The organism is Mariniradius sediminis (assembly GCF_021491425.1).
In the GTDB taxonomy this organism is placed as follows: Bacteria; Bacteroidota; Bacteroidia; order Cytophagales; family Cyclobacteriaceae; genus Mariniradius; species Mariniradius saccharolyticus.
Genome location: NZ_JAKEVZ010000005.1, coordinates 115,834 through 134,569 on the forward strand (window position 1 = coordinate 115,834; position 18,736 = coordinate 134,569).

General features: G+C 45.9%; 17 protein-coding genes. 14 read left to right on the forward strand and 3 right to left on the reverse strand.

From position 1 onward, the window contains the following. The first annotated feature begins 10 nt into the window (after positions 1-10). From L0U89_RS07920 to dprA, 4 genes are all read left to right on the forward strand, one after another. Positions 11-1,522 (forward strand): flotillin family protein, encoded by a 1,512-nt coding sequence (locus L0U89_RS07920; protein ID WP_008629881.1) that lies wholly within the window; start codon positions 11-13, stop codon positions 1,520-1,522. A gap of 93 nt (positions 1,523-1,615) precedes the next feature. Then, positions 1,616-1,948, forward strand: a complete 333-nt coding sequence (locus L0U89_RS07925) for an L-rhamnose mutarotase (protein ID WP_234861044.1) — start codon at positions 1,616-1,618, stop codon at positions 1,946-1,948. Between the two features lie 47 nt (positions 1,949-1,995). Then, positions 1,996-2,349 carry a MerR family transcriptional regulator gene (locus L0U89_RS07930; protein WP_234861045.1) on the forward strand — a complete coding sequence of 118 codons (354 nt, stop codon included), beginning with the start codon at positions 1,996-1,998 and terminating at the stop codon, positions 2,347-2,349. Further along, the gene (gene dprA, locus L0U89_RS07935) at positions 2,330-3,451 is read left to right on the forward strand and encodes a DNA-processing protein DprA (protein WP_234861046.1); all 1,122 of its coding nucleotides are present in this window, start codon (positions 2,330-2,332) and stop codon (positions 3,449-3,451) included. Before L0U89_RS07930 ends, dprA begins: the two co-directional genes overlap by 20 nt. Before the next feature lie 60 nt (positions 3,452-3,511). On the opposite strand, the gene ffh is transcribed toward dprA, so the two are convergent. Next, on the reverse strand, positions 3,512-4,849 hold the full coding sequence (gene ffh, locus L0U89_RS07940; RefSeq protein WP_008629885.1) for a signal recognition particle protein: 1,338 nt from the start codon (positions 4,847-4,849) through the stop codon (positions 3,512-3,514). A 211-nt stretch (positions 4,850-5,060) separates the two neighbouring features. Between ffh and L0U89_RS07945 the strand changes: the two genes are divergently transcribed. The 8 genes from L0U89_RS07945 to L0U89_RS07980 all read left to right on the forward strand — a co-directional run bounded on the left by L0U89_RS07945 (position 5,061) and on the right by L0U89_RS07980 (position 13,732). Further along, positions 5,061-7,487 (forward strand): YfhO family protein, encoded by a 2,427-nt coding sequence (locus tag L0U89_RS07945; protein ID WP_234861047.1) that lies wholly within the window; start codon positions 5,061-5,063, stop codon positions 7,485-7,487. After that, the gene (locus L0U89_RS07950) at positions 7,484-8,197 is read left to right on the forward strand and encodes a class I SAM-dependent methyltransferase (RefSeq protein ID WP_234861048.1); all 714 of its coding nucleotides are present in this window, start codon (positions 7,484-7,486) and stop codon (positions 8,195-8,197) included. The genes L0U89_RS07945 and L0U89_RS07950 overlap by 4 nt, the downstream gene beginning before the upstream one ends. A 25-nt stretch (positions 8,198-8,222) precedes the next feature. Next, entirely contained in the window at positions 8,223-9,251 is a 1,029-nt protein-coding gene (locus L0U89_RS07955) for a glycosyltransferase family 4 protein (protein ID WP_234861049.1), read from the forward strand. Beyond that, a complete protein-coding gene (locus L0U89_RS07960) occupies positions 9,252-10,730 on the forward strand; it encodes a lipopolysaccharide biosynthesis protein (RefSeq protein WP_234861050.1) in 1,479 nt (492 codons plus the stop codon). Positions 10,731-11,258: 528 nt separating this feature from the next. Continuing rightward, positions 11,259-12,182, forward strand: a complete 924-nt coding sequence (locus tag L0U89_RS07965) for a universal stress protein (protein ID WP_234861189.1) — start codon at positions 11,259-11,261, stop codon at positions 12,180-12,182. Between the two features lie 121 nt (positions 12,183-12,303). After that, entirely contained in the window at positions 12,304-12,849 is a 546-nt protein-coding gene (locus tag L0U89_RS07970; protein ID WP_234861051.1) for an RNA polymerase sigma factor, read from the forward strand. 36 nt (positions 12,850-12,885) lie between these two features. Further along, positions 12,886-13,257, forward strand: coding sequence for a hypothetical protein (locus L0U89_RS07975; RefSeq protein ID WP_234861052.1), 372 nt, complete (start codon positions 12,886-12,888; stop codon positions 13,255-13,257). Positions 13,258-13,267: 10 nt separating this feature from the next. Further along, complete coding sequence (locus tag L0U89_RS07980) at positions 13,268-13,732, forward strand: Spy/CpxP family protein refolding chaperone (RefSeq protein ID WP_234861053.1); 465 nt, start codon at positions 13,268-13,270, stop codon at positions 13,730-13,732. 50 nt (positions 13,733-13,782) lie between these two features. Here the strand turns inward: L0U89_RS07980 and mscL are convergent, their stop codons facing one another. Continuing rightward, the gene (mscL, locus tag L0U89_RS07985) at positions 13,783-14,181 is read right to left on the reverse strand and encodes a large-conductance mechanosensitive channel protein MscL (RefSeq protein WP_234861054.1); all 399 of its coding nucleotides are present in this window, start codon (positions 14,179-14,181) and stop codon (positions 13,783-13,785) included. 224 nt (positions 14,182-14,405) lie between these two features. On the opposite strand from mscL, the gene L0U89_RS07990 reads away from it, so the two are divergent. Together L0U89_RS07990 and pfkA are read left to right on the forward strand one after the other, a co-directional pair. Then, entirely contained in the window at positions 14,406-14,780 is a 375-nt protein-coding gene (locus L0U89_RS07990; RefSeq protein ID WP_008629939.1) for a methylglyoxal synthase, read from the forward strand. Then, positions 14,780-15,766: a 6-phosphofructokinase gene (pfkA, locus tag L0U89_RS07995; RefSeq protein ID WP_234861055.1), complete on the forward strand. Its 987-nt coding sequence runs from the start codon at positions 14,780-14,782 to the stop codon at positions 15,764-15,766. Before L0U89_RS07990 ends, pfkA begins: the two co-directional genes overlap by 1 nt. Positions 15,767-15,862: 96 nt before the next feature. Here the strand turns inward: pfkA and L0U89_RS08000 are convergent, their stop codons facing one another. Continuing rightward, on the reverse strand, positions 15,863-18,616 hold the full coding sequence (locus tag L0U89_RS08000; protein ID WP_234861056.1) for an outer membrane beta-barrel protein: 2,754 nt from the start codon (positions 18,614-18,616) through the stop codon (positions 15,863-15,865). Between the last annotated feature and the right edge of the window lie 120 nt (positions 18,617-18,736).

Below are 18,736 nucleotides of genomic sequence, written 5' to 3' on the forward strand. Positions count from 1 at the left end.
CTAGTCTTATATGGAGCCCATTTATTTAATTATTGCAGCAGTAGTTGTTGTTTTCGTCACGATGACCGCCTTGGTCTCTCGGTACAAAAGGTGTCCGTCCGACAAGATTCTTGTTATCTACGGTCGTACAGGAGGAACTTCAGCAAAGTGTATTCATGGCGGTGGTGCCTTTATTTGGCCTGTTATTCAAGATTATGCCTATTTGGATCTCAAACCGATTTCAATTGAGGCCAACTTGACAAATGCGCTTAGCCGGCAAAATATCCGTGTGGATGTGCCTTGTCGATTCACGATTGCCATTTCCACTGATGTGGACAGCATGGGCAATGCCGCGGAAAGGCTTTTAGGCCTTTCGCCCGACCAAATCCAAGAGCTTTCCAAGGATATTCTTTTTGGTCAGTTGAGGCTTGTGATCGCGACAATGACGATCGAAGAGATCAACTCGGATAGGGATAAATTTTTGGACAACATCTCCAAAAACGTCGACACCGAATTGAAAAAAATCGGTTTAAAACTGATCAACGTCAATGTCACCGACATAAAGGATGAGTCTGGTTACATCGAAGCATTGGGAAAAGAGGCGGCTGCGAAGGCGATCAATGAAGCCAAGATCTCCGTGGCTGAACAGGAAAAGATCGGCGAGACAGGTAAGGCTTTGGCAGATCGGGAACGAGACGTGCAGATTGCCGAAACACACCGAGACCGGGATGTGAAGATCGCCATCACCAACAAAGACAGGGAAATCAGTATCGCTGAAGCTGCAAAAGACGAGTCAATCGGTAAGGCCGAAGCGGAAAGGGATACCCGCGTCAAGACGTCGGAGGCCAATGCCATTGCGGTAAAAGGGGAAAATGAGGCCAAGATTTCCATCGCCCAATCCGACGCCATCCGGCGCGAAAAGGAGGCAGAGGCCCTGAGGATTGCCTTGGCTGCAGAGAAAGTCCAGCAGGCAAAAGCACTTGAGGAATCCTACCTGGCAGAGCAGAAAGCGGAAACTGCCCGTTCTGAGAGGGAAAGATCCACCCAAATCGCCAACGTCGTAGTGCCTACTGAAATCGCAAAACAAAAAGCGATTATAGAGGCGGAAGCAGAGGCGGAACGAATCCGGGTACAGGCGAAAGGCGAAGCTGATGCGATTTTTGCAAAAATGGATGCCGAGGCTCGCGGTCTTTACGAAATCCTTACCAAGCAGGCCGAAGGCTACAGGGATGTCGTAGCAGCGGCAGGCGGTGATCCAAACAAAGCCTTCCAACTGTTGCTCATCGAGAAGCTCCCTGACTTGGTCAGAACACAAGTGGAAGCAGTCAAAAACATCAAGATTGATAAGATTACTGTTTGGGACTCCGGTGCGAATAATGGAGAAAATGGCCAAGGATCCACTGCCAATTTTGTCTCCGGCCTGATGAAGACTGTTCCGCCACTCAATGACTTATTCAATATGGCTGGACTTAACCTTCCTTCCTACCTAAAAGGAAACGATCCTGATCCGACGGAAGAAAACAAACCAACCGATAAAAAGTAATCCGTCTTCACCAATAAGGAATATTCGGAAAAATTGACTTATCCCGGCTTTTCCGAGTATTCCTTTTCGAAAACCTGTTTGCCTGTACCCAGCATGAATCGACGATTTTGTTTCACCTTGGATTTGGTCGATGATCCCGCTCGGATCGCTGAGTATGAAAAGTACCACGAAGATATTTGGCCTGATGTGAGGCAGAGTTTTATCGATGCGGGCATCTTGAAATTGGAGCTTTACCGCTGGGAAACAAGACTTGTGATGATTTTTGAGGTGGATGATTCCTTCTCCTTCGAACGGAAAAAGCAAATCGACGAATCAAATCCAGTGATCCGGGAATGGGAAAAACTCATGTCCACTTATCAAAAACCACTGCCAAACGTACCTTTGGGAGAAAAATGGGTTTTGATGAAAAAAATCTTCAGCACTTGACAAACCATTATTTTTACTATTTTTGGTTAAAGTAAAGCTTAAACACCGTGCCCTACAAAGAAAAAGAAATCGAAAAAAAATACTACTCCATTGGGGAAGTAGCCAGCATGTTTAAAGTAGCACCTTCGCTGATAAGGTATTGGGAGGGGGAATTTGACATCATCAGGCCCAAAAAAGACAAGAAGGGAAACAGACGTTTCACCAAAGAAGACATTGAGAAAATCCGCTTCATCTACCAATTGGTGAAGATCAAGGGATACACTTTGCAGGGTGCTCAGGAAGTCATCAAAAATGACCAGCAAAAAGTTTTTGACAAAGCGGCCATGGTGGATAGACTGCATCAAATCCGCCGTTTTTTGATCGAAATCAGGGACAATATGCATGCAAGCACCAAGCATTGAGTCCCTCAGACATGAACTTGCGCTCAGTTTAATACCTAAAATCGGCCCTTCGATTTATAGAGGTATCCTTGCCCATGCAGGATCGGTAGAGGAGTTTTTTGCCTGGAAGTTTGGCAAGGCAAGCAAAATTACCCGCGTGACCAAATCCCTTTGGGAAGCAATACAAAACAAAGACACGTACCTCAGAAAGGCAGACGAAATCATCCAATCCACCGATAAAAAGGGGATTAGGATCCTGACTTTGGCGAGGCCTGAATTCCCTGGCAGGTTGAAATTGATGGAGGATGCCCCTATGGTGCTGTACGCGAAGGGAAACTTCGATCTGCATCCGCTGCGAACGGTCGCGATAGTCGGTACCAGAAAAGCCACCGAGTATGGACGCAGCATCACCCGCAAAATCATCGAAGACCTTGCAGTTTACCAACCGACAATTATCAGCGGACTTGCCTATGGAATTGACATCGAGGCCCACCGTGCGTCGCTAGGTGCCGGAATCCCGACACTTGGAATCATGGGTTCGGCGATCGATCAGATTTATCCCGCTGCGCATAAAGCCACAGCGCAGGCCATGTTGGAAAATGGCGGGATCTTAAGCGAATTCTCGCCGGGTTCCGAAATGCATCCTACGAATTTCCCGAAAAGAAACAGAATTATAGCAGGGCTTTCCGATGCCATCATCGTCGTCGAGGCTGCTCAAAAAGGCGGTGCTTTGATAACCGCCGAAATCGCATACAGCTACAACAGGGAGGTATTTGCAGTTCCCGGTAATCTGATGTCTCCCTACAGCGAAGGCTGCAACAACCTCATCCAAACGCTGAAGGCCGGCATCTATACGGGACCGAAAGTCCTGGAAGAGTCCTTATCTTGGTCGAAAGACAATTTTGCCGAAAACAAACCCACATCAAAATCCCTTGATCTTTCAAAGTATCAGGGAGACGAAAAGAAGGTTCTGGGATTTTTGATCGAAAAAACCGAACTGGAAATCGACCAACTGGCGTTTCTATCAGATATTTCGATATCTACTTTAGCCATGATACTATTAAATCTTGAATTTGATGGAGTTATAAAATCACTACCAGGGAAGAAGTATCGGCTTTGCTGAACAAAAAAATCCTGCCCAAAACACGATTCGGGCAGGATTTGACTTTGGATCAACCAGGTTTTATCTTCTTCCCATCTTCGGCATCATGCCTCCGAGGGCCTTTTGGGCACCGCCCATTTTGTTCATCTGCTTCATCAGCTTCCGCATATCGTCGAACTGCTTCATCAGGTTGTTGACCTCGGTGATATTTCGGCCTGAACCCGCCGCAAGCCTCTTCCGCCTACTTCCGTCAATGATGTCAGGATTTTCACGCTCCTTCGGTGTCATACTGCGGATGATTGCCTCAATGGGTTTGAACGAATCGTCGTCAATGTCCAATCCTTTCATCATCTTGTTCATACCGGGAATCATGCCCATGAGGTCCTTGATATTTCCCATTTTTTTGACTTGTTCCAATTGCGACAAGAAGTCATCAAAATTGAATTGGTTCTTGCGGATTTTGGCGTTGATGCGTTTGGCTTCTTCTTCGTCGAAAGATTGCTGTGCACGCTCTACCAAAGAGATCACGTCGCCCATTCCCAAAATCCTTTGGGCCATCCTATCAGGGTGGAAAACGTCGATGTTTTCCATCTTTTCACCGGTAGAAATGAACTTGATCGGCTTATTCACTACGTGGCGGATCGAAATTGCCGCACCACCGCGCGTATCCCCGTCGAGCTTTGTGAGCACCACACCGTCAAAATTCAGCCTTTCGTCAAAGGTCTTGGCAGTGTTTACGGCATCCTGACCAGTCATGGAATCGACCACGAAAAGGGTTTCGGAAGGATTCAAAGCTTTCTTCAAAGCCTCGATTTCTTGCATCATCTGTTCGTCCACAGCCAAGCGGCCCGCAGTATCGACGATGACGATTTTCTTACCGGTTTTCTTCGCGTGCTCGATCGCCCGGCTGGCAATCTGAAGTGCATTCTTGTTTTCAGGCTCGGCATAGACTTCCACGCCGACTTGCTCGCCCAATACTTTTAACTGGTCGATCGCAGCTGGTCGATAAATATCACAAGCCGCCAACAACACCTGCCTACCTTGCTTTTTGAGCAAGCTGGCCAATTTTCCTGTAAATGTCGTCTTACCAGAACCCTGCAAACCGGAAATCAGAATCACTGCCGGGTCACCTTTGATATTGATGTCTACTTTGGATCCACCCATCAATTTGGTGAGCTCCTCTTGGGTGATCTTTACCAACAATTGGCCAGGAGAAACGGCGATCAACACGTCCCTTCCGAGCGCCTGTTCCTTGATGGTATCTGTGACTTCTTTGGCTACTTTATAGTTGACGTCGGCGTCTATCAAGGCCCGTCTGATTTCCTTGACGGTGGTGGCGACGTTGATTTCGGTGATTTTTCCGGTACCTTTCAGTGTCTTGAAGGCCCTGTCTAACTTGGAACTGAGATTATCAAACATACTTTGATCGATTTGCTGCAAAAATAGGAATTAATTTGGGAAATGGGGACTGGGAATCATGAGGCATTTGACCAAGATTTCCAGTAGCAGATAGGTGCCGAATCGTAATTTGTGGCTATTCGAAGAGGTCGGTAAGTTTCTATCTCGCTCAGGGATGCCTCGGGTTCGTTTATTTTTTTAATTTGCAGCTTCATTCACACAGCGATATTTCATGCCACTGAATTTCAAGAAAGACATTATGCCCCATGCTTTGGGGATTCTGATATTTTACCTGTTCGTGCTGTTCTATTTTTCCCCCATCGTGTTTGACGGAAAGATCCTGTTCCAATACGATATCCTTCAGTGGGAAGGAGCAGCCAAGGAGCTTTTGGACTACCGGAAAGCGACGGGTGAGGAAGGACTTTGGTCCAATAGAATGTTTGGCGGCATGCCTGCTTACCTTGTCAGTCTGGAAATCCCGGGAGATATCACCAACACACTGATCAAAGTCATCACGCTGGGACTCCCCCACCCGATCAATTCGCTGTTTTTTGGCATGGTCAGCATGTATATCCTGCTGTTGGGTTACAAGGTGAGGCCTGAGTTTTCCATTGCAGGAGCGATCGCCTTTGCGTTCAATACCTTTCACCTCATCAGCCTCGAAGCTGGCCACAACGCCAAAATCTGGGCGATTTGCCTGATTCCCTTGATTTTGGCGGGGATTCACCTGACGTTCCAAGGAAAAAGACTTTTAGGTCTGGCCTTGTTTGCCTTGGGATTGATGCTGCAGCTTAAGTTCAACCACTTGCAGATCACCTATTACACCGTCGTGATCGTCCTGATTTATGGGTTGGGTGAACTGGTATGGGCAATCAGGGAAAAAGCAGCACCTCATTTCGCAAAGGCCATTGGGATACTTGTCATTGGGGCCGTGCTTGCAGTAGGTGCCAATCTTACGAGGTTCATGACGGTGTTGGAATATGGGAAGTATTCAACAAGAGGTGCATCCAATATCGGCCAATCCGCCGAAAGGCAAGGTGGCTTGGACAAAGACTATGCCTTCAATTGGTCCCAAGGGAAATTGGAAACACTCACACTGCTCGTGCCCTACATCTACGGCGGCGCGAGTACCGAACCGCTTCCGGAAAACTCCCAAACCGAGCAGGCGCTCCGTGCCAACGGTGTGGACAATGCCCAGTTGAATGGATTTATCAATCAAGCGCCGACCTATTGGGGCGAGCAGCCGGGTACAGGCGGACCGATTTATGGCGGTGTGGTGATGTTGTTTCTGCTGGTGCTGGGAATTATTTTTGCACCCAAGAAGGACGTGTACATTTTTGTCTGCATTGCGTTATTGTCCATCTTATTGGCTTGGGGTAAAAACCTCGCTTGGTTCAATTATGCACTTTTCGACTTTCTTCCCGGATACAACAAGTTCAGGGCCGTAACCATGGCCTTTTCGATGACCTTGTTTGCGATTCCCGTATTGGGCAGCTTGGGATTGGAGCATGCATTCAGGAATTCCAAAGATCCGAAACTACTTCAGAAACTGGGAATTGCATTTTTGAGCACTGGCGGGCTTGCACTTGTGATTTGGATATTGGCGGGCATGTTTGGATTTAGGGGAAGTGTGGATGCGAACCTGCCCGATTGGTTGGTCGAACCGCTTCAGAATGACCGTAAAGCCATTTTGCGGAGCAGCGCTTTGCAAAGTTTGATATTCATCGGGTTGGCGGCGGGATTGGTATTTGCTGCTTTCAAGGAAAAAGTATCAGCCCAGTTGGCCGGGATTGGAATAGCCTTGCTGATTGGCTTGGATCTCTGGATCATCAACAAACGCTATGTCAACGAAGAGTCCCTACAATTCAATCCCTCCGAACAGTATTTTGCGGCAACGCCCGCTGACAAAGCCATCCAGAAGGACACAGGACATTTTCGGGTTTTGAACCTCGATGATCCTTTCAACAAAGCTCGGACAAGCTACTATTTCAACAGTGTCGGGGGATATCACGGCGCCAAGATGAAACGGTACCAAGAGTTGGTCGAAAATGCCTTGGGCCAAGAGATCCAAAACTTTATCCAAAAAGCACAAGCGGGAGATTTTGCGTGGAATGAGATTCCGATTTTGAACATGCTCAACACGAAGTACATTGTCGCCGGATCGGCGGAAAATGCGGTATTCCAAAACCCAGCCAGCTATGGCGCCGCTTGGTTTCCAACCGCTATCAAGACCGTCACATCCAATGACGAGGAGATGGAGGCGATCAAAACCTTGCCTTCCGCTGATGTTGCTGTGGTGAATTCAAGTGAATTTGGAAATCCAAAAGCTGGAAGCGGACAGGTTTTATCGGTCAAAGCAGAAAACCCTTCCCAACTGACCTACGAAGTCCAGGCGGACCAAGCAGGAATGTTGGTGTTTTCAGAGATTTTCTACCCCGTTGGCTGGAAAGCGTCGATTGACGGGCAGGAAACGGCCATTATGCGTGCCAATTACCTGCTTCGCGCCATCGAGGTCCCCCAAGGCAAGCATACTATTCAACTGCGCTTCGAACCTGACAGTTTCTACAAGACCAAGCTGTGGACGGTGTTGTTTCAGTATTTGGTCGTGTTGGTGCTGATTGGTGGACTCGTTCTTTACTTCAAACCAAGCAAATCATGAGTGATACCAAGGAGGTAAAGGAGTTTTACGACCATTACGTCGGCAAACAGGAAAAGATAGGCATCAATTCCCGGCATTTGAGCATCATTGACAAGTTGTTAAAGGCTGGCTTGAAGTCCGATCACCGTGTTTTGGAAGTGGGCTGTGGCATCGGGACGGTGAGTCAATTGATCGCGCGGAAAACCCCGAACGGAAATGTTTTGGCTGTAGACATCAGTGAAAAGAGCATCGAGAAGGCACGGAATCTTTGGAAAGGTCTATCCAATCTGGCATTTGAGGTTTCGGATATGAGTGATTTCAACAAGCCTGGACAGACTTTTGATTTCTTTGTGTTTCCCGATGTCTTGGAACATATCCCTGTGGAGCAACATGCCGCTCTTTTTGAAAAAATCAACAGGCACGCGCATGCGGATTCGGTTGTCTTTATCCATATTCCCGCGCCAAGGTTTCTGGAATACAATATCCGACAGGAACCAGACAAGCTTCAGATCATCGACCAGCCTTTGGACACGGCAAACTTATTGGCGTCTTGGCGGGATAATGGCTTCTACTTAGAGAAAATGGAAACCTATCCTGTATTCTACGAGGAAAAGGATTACCAGTATTTTATCCTAAAAAGGAATACGAAGATCAACAAAAGCACCCTTAGGAAGAAATGGCCGGTCTTCATCGAGCGATTGCTGATCCGGGTAAGAAACGGCCTCATTTAATTCCCCAAGAATAGCAATCTCTCTTATGGTAATCTATATCTATCCCGTTAGGACCGCATTTACAGACAGGGATATAGAGATGCTTAAATCCGGGTTTAAGGTCAGGCCTCTGGTCTTTACCCAAAATGCATGGTTACTTTTGCCTTTTTTTCTCATCCAATTCCTCCAAATCATCTTCTTGATGCCATGGACCACACATTGGGTTTGTTTTTTCGGCGGATATCATACCGTCATCCCAAGTTTTTTCTCAAGGATTACCGGAAAAAAATGTGTCATCCTTTGCGGTGGCACTGATGCGGTAAACATGCCCAGCATTCAATACGGAAACTATCGGAAAATTTGGCTCAAAAAGGCCACCAATTTCAGTTTCAAAAACTGCAGTTTGATTCTCCCGGTTGCTGATTCATTGGTCAAAAATGAATATAGATTTGCACCCGATGTGCCCGAGAAACAAGGCCTGTTGAATTTGATCCCTGACCTGCGGACGCCGATCAAAGTGATCCACAATGGTTTCGATTCAAAATTTTGGATTGATTTCAACACACCAAGGGCACCGAAAACCTTCATTACAGTCGCAAAAGGAATTTCAAAAACCAGTCGGGCGACCGTGAAAGGAATCGATTTGATCGAGCAGATTGCTCCGCTCCTGCCCGAATGCAAGTTTACTTTGGTCGGAGATATTGGTTATCAGGCAAAATCAGCTAATGTTGCTGTTTTGGGATCGATGGATTTGACTGGACTTCGCCAGATACTGAACGAACATCGCTATTACCTGCAACTTTCCATGTCTGAGGGCTTTCCCAATGCCTTGGCCGAAGCGATGCTCTGTGGTTGTATACCGATTGGTTCGGAAGTTGGCGACGTGCCGGCCATCATCGGTGATGAGTCGTTGGTGCTCCCGCAAAAGGATTCTACCAAGTTGATTGCGCTTATTGACCGGGCACTCTCAATGGATTTTGAGGGGTATCGAAAGCGAGCGAGACAAAAAATTGTCAACGATTATCCCTATTCCAAAAGACAGTCTGAATTGATCCAAGCTGTAAAAAACGCCTAAATGGAGAAAATCGCCCGCCAATCCCTCCTCACCACACTCTCCTCGTACCTCGGCGTGGTGATTGGTTATTTCAATGTACTTTGGCTGCTTCCCTATGTATTGGACCCCGGGCAAATCGGTTTGTACCGAACGATTCAAGATATGGCATTGCTACTCGTCCCGGTCGCCCAGCTTGGCCTTGGAAATGGAATCACGCGGTTCTTTCCCTTGGCCTCTGAAAGTAGGGATTCTTTTTTGACCTTCAGTTTGGCGGTGTCATTCTTGGGATTTGCAATTGTCTCGTTGGTGTTTTGGCTTTTCAAGCAATCCATCATTGGCGCTTTTGCAACCAACGCGCCGGAGGTAATCGGTTTTTTATGGGTTGTGGTGTTTATCCTCCTTTTCTCCGTACTCAATTCGATTTTGGATGCGGTTTGTAGGTCTTTTGTGAAGGTAGCAGTGCCGTCTTTTTTCAGGGAAGTGGTCAATAGACTCCTTGCCAGTATTTTGGTGGGCGTTTATTTCTTCGGCTGGATCGATTTTGAGCAAATGATCGGAGGCATGTCCCTCGTATACCTGATCTCACTTGTCGGCATCACCGTGTATGTCAAGCGGCTCGGTTTATTCCAGTTGGACTGGAACTTTGGACGGATTCCACAGCCGATCAAAACCGATTTTCTCAAGTACAGTTTGATCACCCTCTTGGGTACCACAGGCTCGATGCTGATCATGAAAATCGACAGCCTCATGGTGAGTTCCATGATTGGGCTTGATGCGAATGCGATCTACACCATCGCTTTTTCGATCGCCATCGTCATCGAGCTGCCCAAGCGCGCCATCTCCCAAGTAGCTATGCCGCTCGTTGCGGACCATTTTGCCAACAATGACCTTCCTGCGATCCAGAAGTTGTACAAAGAGATCGCAATCCACCAATTCTTGATTTGCCTGCTATTGTTTCTTGGTATCTGGTCCAACATTGACAGCTTGTATCATTTCGTACCGAATAAGGATATCTATGAAGCAGGAAAATGGGTCGTGCTTTGGATCGGACTTTCAAAGCTGGTCGACATTCTCTTCTCCATCAACAGTGAGATCATCGTTTTTTCAAAGTACTATATTTTCAACATCACGGCGACATTTATCATGAGCATAGCGGTCATTGGCTTCAATCTGCTGCTCATACCCCAATATGGAATCGAAGGAGCTGCATTTGCCTCCTTTTTGGCCATGCTGCTGTACAACGTCATCAAGTATTTGCACATCAAGATCAGGATGGGTTTTGATCCCTTTTCTTGGGACATCACCAAACTGCTGGGCTTGGGCTTTGCAGTCTATTTCGCGCAATTTTACCTTTTTGGGGAACTTGAAAAAGGAATTTGGGATATTCTGGTACGGTCCTCATTTATCACCGTTTTTTACCTGGCGGGCGTGTATGGGCTCAAGATAGCCTTCCAAAGTCAAAAGCAACTGATCAAAAAAATAAAAAAGCTCAGGTCTTAGAGTGTTACCAAACCTCTTCATAGACAAGTTTTGAGCTGCCTGAAGTCCGCAAACGTCCACTGTTAACCTGCATCCTTGGATACGAGGTCCCGCCGAGAGGATCGGAACGGGATGAGGCCTGTTTTTGGAAAGGGCTTCACTCGGTATTGTTTTTTAATTGTGAAGTCGGAACATGTCAGCGACCTGAGCCTATGCTGCGAATATACGAATTACCCCATTACAGGTTTGCCAAAAAACCACTTTCACATAATTAATTCAATCTTGTTTTGTGACAAGCGGTTTCAATTCAAGCATAAAACTTTGGCAAAGGCTTTATGTAGTTGTATTTTTATTGATAATTCAATTTATTTATCAAGATACTGCTACTTTCGGGAATTAAGTATCGGGCATGAACGGATTATTGAGACTTGCTGCCAAATTTAAATCTGAAATAGCGATCAAAAAACTGAATACTCAGTATAAAATTTCAAATTATTTATTATTTTGAGCCGTTTGTTTTAATTTTGCTCCTCGAAAAGGTAAGAAATGATGTACCAAATAAAAAAATTAATCGTTTGCCTGGACCAAAGTGACCTGGACGATACCCTCGTCAGGTTTGCTTCATTTATCGCTGCCGTCAACCAAACGAAGAAGATATATTTTACCAACGTCATCCGCAACCTGCAGATTCCAAAGGAAGTATTGGAAGAATTCCCCAATCTGATTGACAATATGGTTGAGGAAAGAAAAGCCCAGATGCAGGAAGTGGTAAAGCGTAGTTTTGGCAAAAATGACGACGTGGAGTTTGCCTTTGTGGTCAAGGAAGGGCAATTGAGCAAGAAGATACTTAAGCTTGCCCATGAAAAGTCGGTGGACATGATCATCGTCGGACGGAAGGTGACTTTGCCGGGGACGGGTGTCGTGTCCCAAAGATTGGCGAGAAGGGCAAGTTGTTCCCTGCTCATCATCCCGGAGAACTCCGTCCCGAATATCAAAACGCTATTGGTACCCTCAGATTTTTCGGATTACTCAAAAGACGCGCTTGAGGAAGCCATTATGATCGTTGAAAAATACGGTGGAAAAGCAGAGATCGTGGTTCAAAACGTATTTACAATTCCATCTGGCTACCATTTCACCGGAAAAAGCTACGAGGAGTTCACTTCGATCATGCTTATGCACGCAGAGATCAATTACAAGAAGTTTATCCGAAAGATTGATGTAAAGAAAGTCAAAATCACGCCCGTTTACACTCAAGATGACGATGATGACCCTGTAGAGGAAATCATCGCCAAAGCCAAGGATATCAAAGCCGATGCAATCATCATTGGTGCCAAAGGCCGTACAGCAGCCACAGCACTCTTCATAGGAAGCATGGCGGAGCGACTCATTCAGTTAAATGACACATTCCCACTGTTAGTAACCAGACCAAAAGGAAAAAATGCAGGCATCTTGGATTATATACTGGAGATATAACGTGCAGATAGGAAAACCCAATTCGTTCCGGTCCTCCTGAAGGATCGGAATTTTTATTTTCAGGAATTTAAAAAGGATCGGTTAAACTTTTGGTAGCCTTAGCGAGTCCAAAGGCATCAACATGACATATTCAGATCAAAAAATTTTGGAACTGATCGGCAATCCCAGTACACGAGAAACCGGGTACAGGGCACTCGTCCTTTCATACCAGAAAAGAATCTATGGCATAATCCGAAAGATGGTCATTATCCATGAGGATGCCGACGATGTCACGCAGAATACCTTCATCAAGGCGTTTCGAAATATCCAAAAGTTCCAGAGTAACTCCAGCCTTTTTACTTGGCTGTATCGTATTGCCATAAACGAAAGCCTGAACTTCCTCGAAAAAAAGAAACGGCGGTTTTTCCTTCCGATCGAGGACCATTATGAAGCGATGGAAAACTACCTGTCTTCGAGTCACCTTGTGAGCGGAGACTATATTGAAATTAAACTTCAAAAAGCATTGCTCAAACTCCCCGACAAACAGCGGTTGGTATTTAACATGCGGTATTTTGAGGATTTGCCTTATGAAGAAATTAGCAAAATTACCGGGACTTCGGTCGGAGCACTTAAAGCGAGTTACCACCACGCGGTGAAAAAAATAGAAGTCGATGTCCAGTCAGAGTAAACCATTTCAAACATAAATTGTCTAAATTCCAACGAGATGACACCACCCAAGAGAAATATATTCCACACTCCAGAAGGCTATTTCGAAAGGCTGCCGGAGGAAATATTGGCGAAATCGCATAAAAAACTGCATTCAGCAAAGCAAATCTATTGGTACGGTGCGGTAGCTGCGGCATTGATTTTCGCGATTATGCTGTCGATTTTCCTGCAAAAATCTCCTGATGAACAGGTAGACCTTGAAGCAAACCTGCAACCTGAAATCGAAATGTACATCAATTCGGGCCATTGGCAAGCTGAGGACATCCTTTCTTTTGCAGACAACCCCGATGAACTGCTGGAGGAAATAATCCTTACCGAATGGGGTGCAGGCGAATCACCCGAAGAAGAACAAGAAGATGGTTGGTTTTGACCCAAAGAATATGAAGAAAATACTCATCATAGCTTTCATGACATTGTGGTTGGCGCCAGGATGGGCCTTGGCGCAAAGACCTGATGCTACCTACGACAAGGAAAAACTTGAATCAGCCAGGGTTGCATTCATAACAAACAGGCTTGACCTTAAGCCGGAACAAGCGGAAAAATTCTGGCCGCTCTTCAACAAGTACAATGACGAACGCAGCCAAATGATGGAACAATTGTCGTCGCTTAACCGAAGTTCTATGAATGAAACCAGCGACGCCAAGGCCAAAGAGCTTGTACAACAACGATTTGTGCTGCAGCAAAAAATGCTGGATAGGGAAAAGCTATTTATGGACGAAGTCATGAAAGTCATCACGCCAGTTCAGGCTGTCAAACTCGGCGGGGTCAATCGGGAATTTACAAGACAGGTATATCGCATGAACCAAGGTCGAAGGCACAGCGGAGGGCAATCAACGGAGAAATAAAAAAAGGAGGCCCAAACATGGCCTCCTTTTTATTTTTGGATGGGTTTCTGTTATTTCTTCAGCAAATCGCGAATTTCCTCCAAAAGTTTCTCCGAAGGCGTTGGTGCGGGTGGGGCGGCGGGAGCGGCAGCCTCCTTCTTCTTGAATGAGTTCATCGCTTTGATGGCCATGAAGATCACGAAGGCGATAATCACAAAATCGACCACATTTTGGATGAAATTTCCGTAGCTGAGCACGACTGCAGGCAAATCTCCCTCAGCTGCCTTGATTGTGATGCTCAGGTCTTTGAAGTCCACGCCACCCAAAAGCACACCGATTGGAGGCATGATCACATCATTGACCAATGATGACACGATCTTTCCGAACGCGCCACCGATGATGACCGCAACAGCTAGGTCGACTACGTTGCCTTTGAGGGCAAACTCCTTAAATTCCTTTAACAGACTCATAAGTTGATAGTTTTGATTGTTAGAATGTTTGATGCAATTAAAATAGTCAAAAAAGGAAACACTTACAGGTTCCTGAAGATTTTTCTGATTTCGCCTCTATCGCATGATTCTCGAAGACAATTTAATACCCACGATATTGAGACAATATTAAATATCAATCTGAAAGGGTGAAACCTACAAAAATTTCTAAATTTAGCGCTGAAAACCTATTAAACACCCTTTTGATGAAAATCGCATTGATTGCCCATGATGGAAAGAAGGCCGATATGGTACATTTCCTCAGTGGATTTAGAAAAAGGTTGATCTCCACTGACGTTGAGCTGTATGCGACAGGAACCACGGGATCGCATATCGAAAAATCGGGAATTCCTGTCAAAAAATTGCTATCGGGACCATTGGGTGGTGATGCCCAGATTGCGGCCATGGTTGCCCAAAAAGAGTTATCCATGGTTATATTTTTCCGTGATCCTTTAGACAAACACCCACACGAGCCAGACGTGCAGATGCTGATGAGGCTTTGCGATGTCCACAACATTCCCTTGGCCACCAATCCAGCGTCTGCGGAGCTCATGATCAAACAATTAATTGCAAAAATTTAATGGAACCAAAGACTATCAAAAGAATAGGCGTATTGACATCAGGCGGAGATGCGCCGGGGATGAATGCAGCCATTAGGGCCACTGTACGTGCAGGGTTTTACTACAACCTGGAAATGTACGGCATCTACCGCGGCTATGAGGGTATGATCGGTAATGAGATAAAGAAACTCGAAACCAAACATATCTACCACGTCCTGGAACGAGGCGGGACGTTTCTGAAGTCAGCTCGAAGTGAGGAATTCAGAACCGCAGAGGGAAGGAAAAAAGCATACGAAAACCTTACCAAACACGGTATTGATGCCCTCGTGATTATCGGTGGTGATGGTTCGTTGACGGGTGCCCATCTTTTTTACAATGAATACGGGATCCCGTCAATCGGAATCCCTGGAACAATTGATAATGACCTGGCAGGAACCGATTTGACTATCGGCTTTGATACTGCCTGCAATACGGCAATTCAGGCTATTGACAAAATCAGGGACACAGCGACCTCCCACGACCGATTGTTCTTCGTGGAAGTGATGGGAAGGGATGCGGGATTCATTGCGATCAACGCGGGAATAGGTAGTGCGGCCGCGGCGACATTGATCCCTGAGAAAAAAATGCCCATCGAACGACTTGTCGAACGGCTCAAGGCGAGAACAGCCCAAATGAAGCAATCCAATATTGTGATCGTCGCAGAAGGCGGTAAAAGTGGCGGTGCTGTAGAAATCGCCGATAAAATCAAAAAACAACTCCCCTACTACGACATCAAAGTGACTATCCTCGGACACCTTCAACGCGGCGGCGCGCCAAGCGCTTTGGATCGGGTTTTGGCCAGTAAACTCGGGGTTGCGGCGGTCGAGGGATTGATCCAGGGGAAGTATGACGTTATGGCTGGAATTATCAACAACAAAATCGTCTACACACCAATTGCTAAAGCGATTGTAGGACATAAAGACGTGGACGAGGACGATTTCAGAGTTGCAAAAATACTTTCAACGTAGATATCCAAACCACTGTATATCAGCATTAAAAAGCTGTTTTTCGATTCCGAAAAACAGCTTTCTTTTTTGTCCTTATTGAGATTTATGTTTTCGGATTTATTGATTCGATTGGTACATCTCCTCGTATGTTTTTTCATCCATTCCTTTGCTAAACCTTCTCAGGTTGTATGAAAAACTGAGCATGAAATACCTTTGAAGCACATTGGTCTGAATGTCTTCGATAAAGGTTTCAGTAATGTTTCGGTTAACGTTGGCGTTTTGTCCCAAAAGATCATAAACCATCAAACTGATCTCTCCTCTTTGATTGGCGAAGATTTTTTTACCGAGACTCATATTGATTAGAGAGAAGTTGGCATTAAATCCCTCCGAGAGACCAGTATTGATCTGGTGGTTGAGATCAAGTCGGTAAATGATACCTTCCCAAATGATCCAGTTGAAATTTACCCTAAATCGCTGTTGGAAAAACTCATTGTTCAAGTTTGGATTCAGCGTGTTGCGGACCTCATTGAAGGATGATCGTGACCAGATATTAAAGTCAATCTGATCGCTGATGCTACTGTTGATCGAGAAGCCGGTGCTGAGACGCGTCGAATTGTTGAAGCCAAGCGCGTCATTCACTTGACCGGGGCGTTGGGTAAATCCGAGGCCCGCATTGAGGTTGAAATTCGACTTGATAAATCCCAATGGCATTCCATAGCTGAACCAAGAGCGAAAATCCATAAAACCATCCAAATTCACCGGTTTGTTCAGCTGCGACCCCCGCTCCAAAATGATCCCATCCTGGATCTCAGTAGGTTCGCTGGCGATGAAGGTGCTGTTAGCTATGAAATTGTTGGTAAGTCGTGACTGGGCAAAAACGAACCAGTTCTTGTCAGTATCTGGATTGTTACCCCTAAACCGCAAGCGAAATTGATTGGTGTAGGCTTGGTCCAAATTTGGATTTCCGGTACGCAACTGCAATGGGTTCGTGTTGTCGATGACCTCTTGGAGTTGATTGATTTGGGGCTCGTTGGTGTAAGTGTCATAATCCAATTGGATGTTGACATTTGGGGAAAATTTGTACTCATACCTCACGGTTGGCAAGAAGTTCACAAAATTTCGCTCCAAAGTTGTAGCACTTGGGAACTCTTGAATATTCTTAAGCGTGGCGTCCTGAAATTCAACCTCTGCTTGAAGTTTGGCCTTTTCGGTCGTAAACTGATAACCCAACTCCACTTCGTGGAAAAGATAATTACTGTTAAAAACATTACTCAATGCCGTATCAATTACCATGCGGCCACCGTTTACGTCCCTATCTTCCACATTGAAGGTAAGCTTGTCGGAGTCATTTTTGCGATTTCCAACTTGGTATTCCACCTCTGTCTGGCCCCGCTTCCCGATTGGTTCCGTGTAAGACACCCTCGCCTGCCAAGAATTCCCGTTTCGCTCGCGGGTAATTTTTTGATCCAGTACCTCCTCCCTCTCAGTTCCATCTTCAAAGAAAGTATTCCTAGCCAGTCGTTGGGCATCGTCGATATTCCACCCCAAAGTGGAAATTCCACGAAATGTGATGCTTCTACCGGGTTTGCCGAACTTATGTCCATATATCAGGCGATTGGCGAAATCGTAGTCCTGATAGTAGCCGGTCCTGATGTTTTCAACCGAATTGATAATTTCCTGACCGTCTTCAGTCTCACCGTAGAAGCCCGAGTTTTCTGTTTCGTACCGAGCGGAAAATCTGGGAATGTAGAGGATCCGATTCTTTTCATTTGGATTCCATTCCAACCTCATATCGGCTTGGTGCTGCTTGTTGACACGTACGTCACGGGCAGTTTCTGAGTAGAATTTGTCCGATTCATCCGCTGTGACAAAGTCCCTGAATCGATTTACGATGCCGACATTTTCCCTGTTGGAATAGACGTAACTCCCCGTTACCTTAATCTTCTCACCCCAGTTGTCAGAGTAATTCAAACCAAGGATATTGGTAGTGATGATACCTTGCTGTGGATTTGAATTGTCCTGTGCGTTGGGGTCGCTGGAGTAATTCAGGATGTTGATGTTGTTGCTAAGTCCCGTCAGGGTAATCCGCTGGTCTTCGTCAAAGACATTCAAACTAAGACCAGCAAGATACCTGTCGTCGGTCCCATAGCCAGCAGTTCCTCTGCCAAATTGGCCCTTCCTGCGGTTTTTCTTTGTAATGATATTGATTGTCTTCAACCTTTCTCCATCATCGAATCCACTGAGTTGGGCCTTTTCGCTTTTTTGGTCAAATATCTCTATCCTATCGATCACCTCTGCTGGAAGATTTTGAAGTGCTGTCTTTACATCCGTTCCAAAGAACGGCTTTCCATCCACGAGTATTTGGGCAATATTTTCCCCTTGCGCCTGTATGATCCCATCCTGGGTCTGCACGCCCGGCAGTTTTTCGATCAAAGCCTGCGCGCTTGCATCTTTCATCGTTTTGAAAGCATCGGCATTAAACATGGTCGTATCGCTTTTTTGGCTGCCAGTTGAACGGCGTGCCTCTACGATCACTTCGTTGAGTGCTTGGGCGTCCTCCTTGAGGAAAATATTTCCCAAATTTAGATTGGACTTTACTGATACGGCCTGGAAAAAATTCTGATAGCCAAGGTATTGCACTTTCAAGATATAATCCCCTTCGCTGATCCGGGTGAACTCAAATCGGCCATCCATGTCAGATACCATTCCTGCTACCTGTGCAGAATCCGAAACCGACAAAACGAGTATATTGACAAAAGGCATCGCCGACTGGGTACCCGCCTCTAACACGGTACCCCTGACCGAATATTCCTGGGAAAAAGCTTTTGAAACCGACCCTACAAACAACAAAAAGATTAAAAGATACTTCATTGATTTGGTTTAATTTTCTTAATCATTCAAGGCTGCCATTCAGATGGACGCACCGTCATGATTATAAACACAAAGAAAACCTTATGGCAAAGGAGACTGAGTCGATTTTTGCTGAATGGT

What these genes read in the sequence shown, in the direction of transcription:
- L0U89_RS07920 (WP_008629881.1), top strand. Translation starts at nt 11, where the DNA reads ATGGAGCCCATTTATTTAATTATTGCAGCAGTAGTTGTTGTTTTCGTC.
- L0U89_RS07925 (WP_234861044.1), top strand. Translation starts at nt 1,616, where the DNA reads ATGAATCGACGATTTTGTTTCACCTTGGATTTGGTCGATGATCCCGCT.
- dprA (WP_234861046.1), top strand. Translation starts at nt 2,330, where the DNA reads ATGCAAGCACCAAGCATTGAGTCCCTCAGACATGAACTTGCGCTCAGT.
- ffh (WP_008629885.1), bottom strand. Translation starts at nt 4,849, where the DNA reads ATGTTTGATAATCTCAGTTCCAAGTTAGACAGGGCCTTCAAGACACTG.
- L0U89_RS07945 (WP_234861047.1), top strand. Translation starts at nt 5,061, where the DNA reads ATGCCACTGAATTTCAAGAAAGACATTATGCCCCATGCTTTGGGGATT.
- L0U89_RS07950 (WP_234861048.1), top strand. Translation starts at nt 7,484, where the DNA reads ATGAGTGATACCAAGGAGGTAAAGGAGTTTTACGACCATTACGTCGGC.
- L0U89_RS07955 (WP_234861049.1), top strand. Translation starts at nt 8,223, where the DNA reads ATGGTAATCTATATCTATCCCGTTAGGACCGCATTTACAGACAGGGAT.
- L0U89_RS07960 (WP_234861050.1), top strand. Translation starts at nt 9,252, where the DNA reads ATGGAGAAAATCGCCCGCCAATCCCTCCTCACCACACTCTCCTCGTAC.
- L0U89_RS07965 (WP_234861189.1), top strand. Translation starts at nt 11,259, where the DNA reads ATGTACCAAATAAAAAAATTAATCGTTTGCCTGGACCAAAGTGACCTG.
- L0U89_RS07970 (WP_234861051.1), top strand. Translation starts at nt 12,304, where the DNA reads ATGACATATTCAGATCAAAAAATTTTGGAACTGATCGGCAATCCCAGT.
- L0U89_RS07975 (WP_234861052.1), top strand. Translation starts at nt 12,886, where the DNA reads ATGACACCACCCAAGAGAAATATATTCCACACTCCAGAAGGCTATTTC.
- L0U89_RS07980 (WP_234861053.1), top strand. Translation starts at nt 13,268, where the DNA reads ATGAAGAAAATACTCATCATAGCTTTCATGACATTGTGGTTGGCGCCA.
- mscL (WP_234861054.1), bottom strand. Translation starts at nt 14,181, where the DNA reads ATGAGTCTGTTAAAGGAATTTAAGGAGTTTGCCCTCAAAGGCAACGTA.
- L0U89_RS07990 (WP_008629939.1), top strand. Translation starts at nt 14,406, where the DNA reads ATGAAAATCGCATTGATTGCCCATGATGGAAAGAAGGCCGATATGGTA.
- pfkA (WP_234861055.1), top strand. Translation starts at nt 14,780, where the DNA reads ATGGAACCAAAGACTATCAAAAGAATAGGCGTATTGACATCAGGCGGA.
- L0U89_RS08000 (WP_234861056.1), bottom strand. Translation starts at nt 18,616, where the DNA reads ATGAAGTATCTTTTAATCTTTTTGTTGTTTGTAGGGTCGGTTTCAAAA.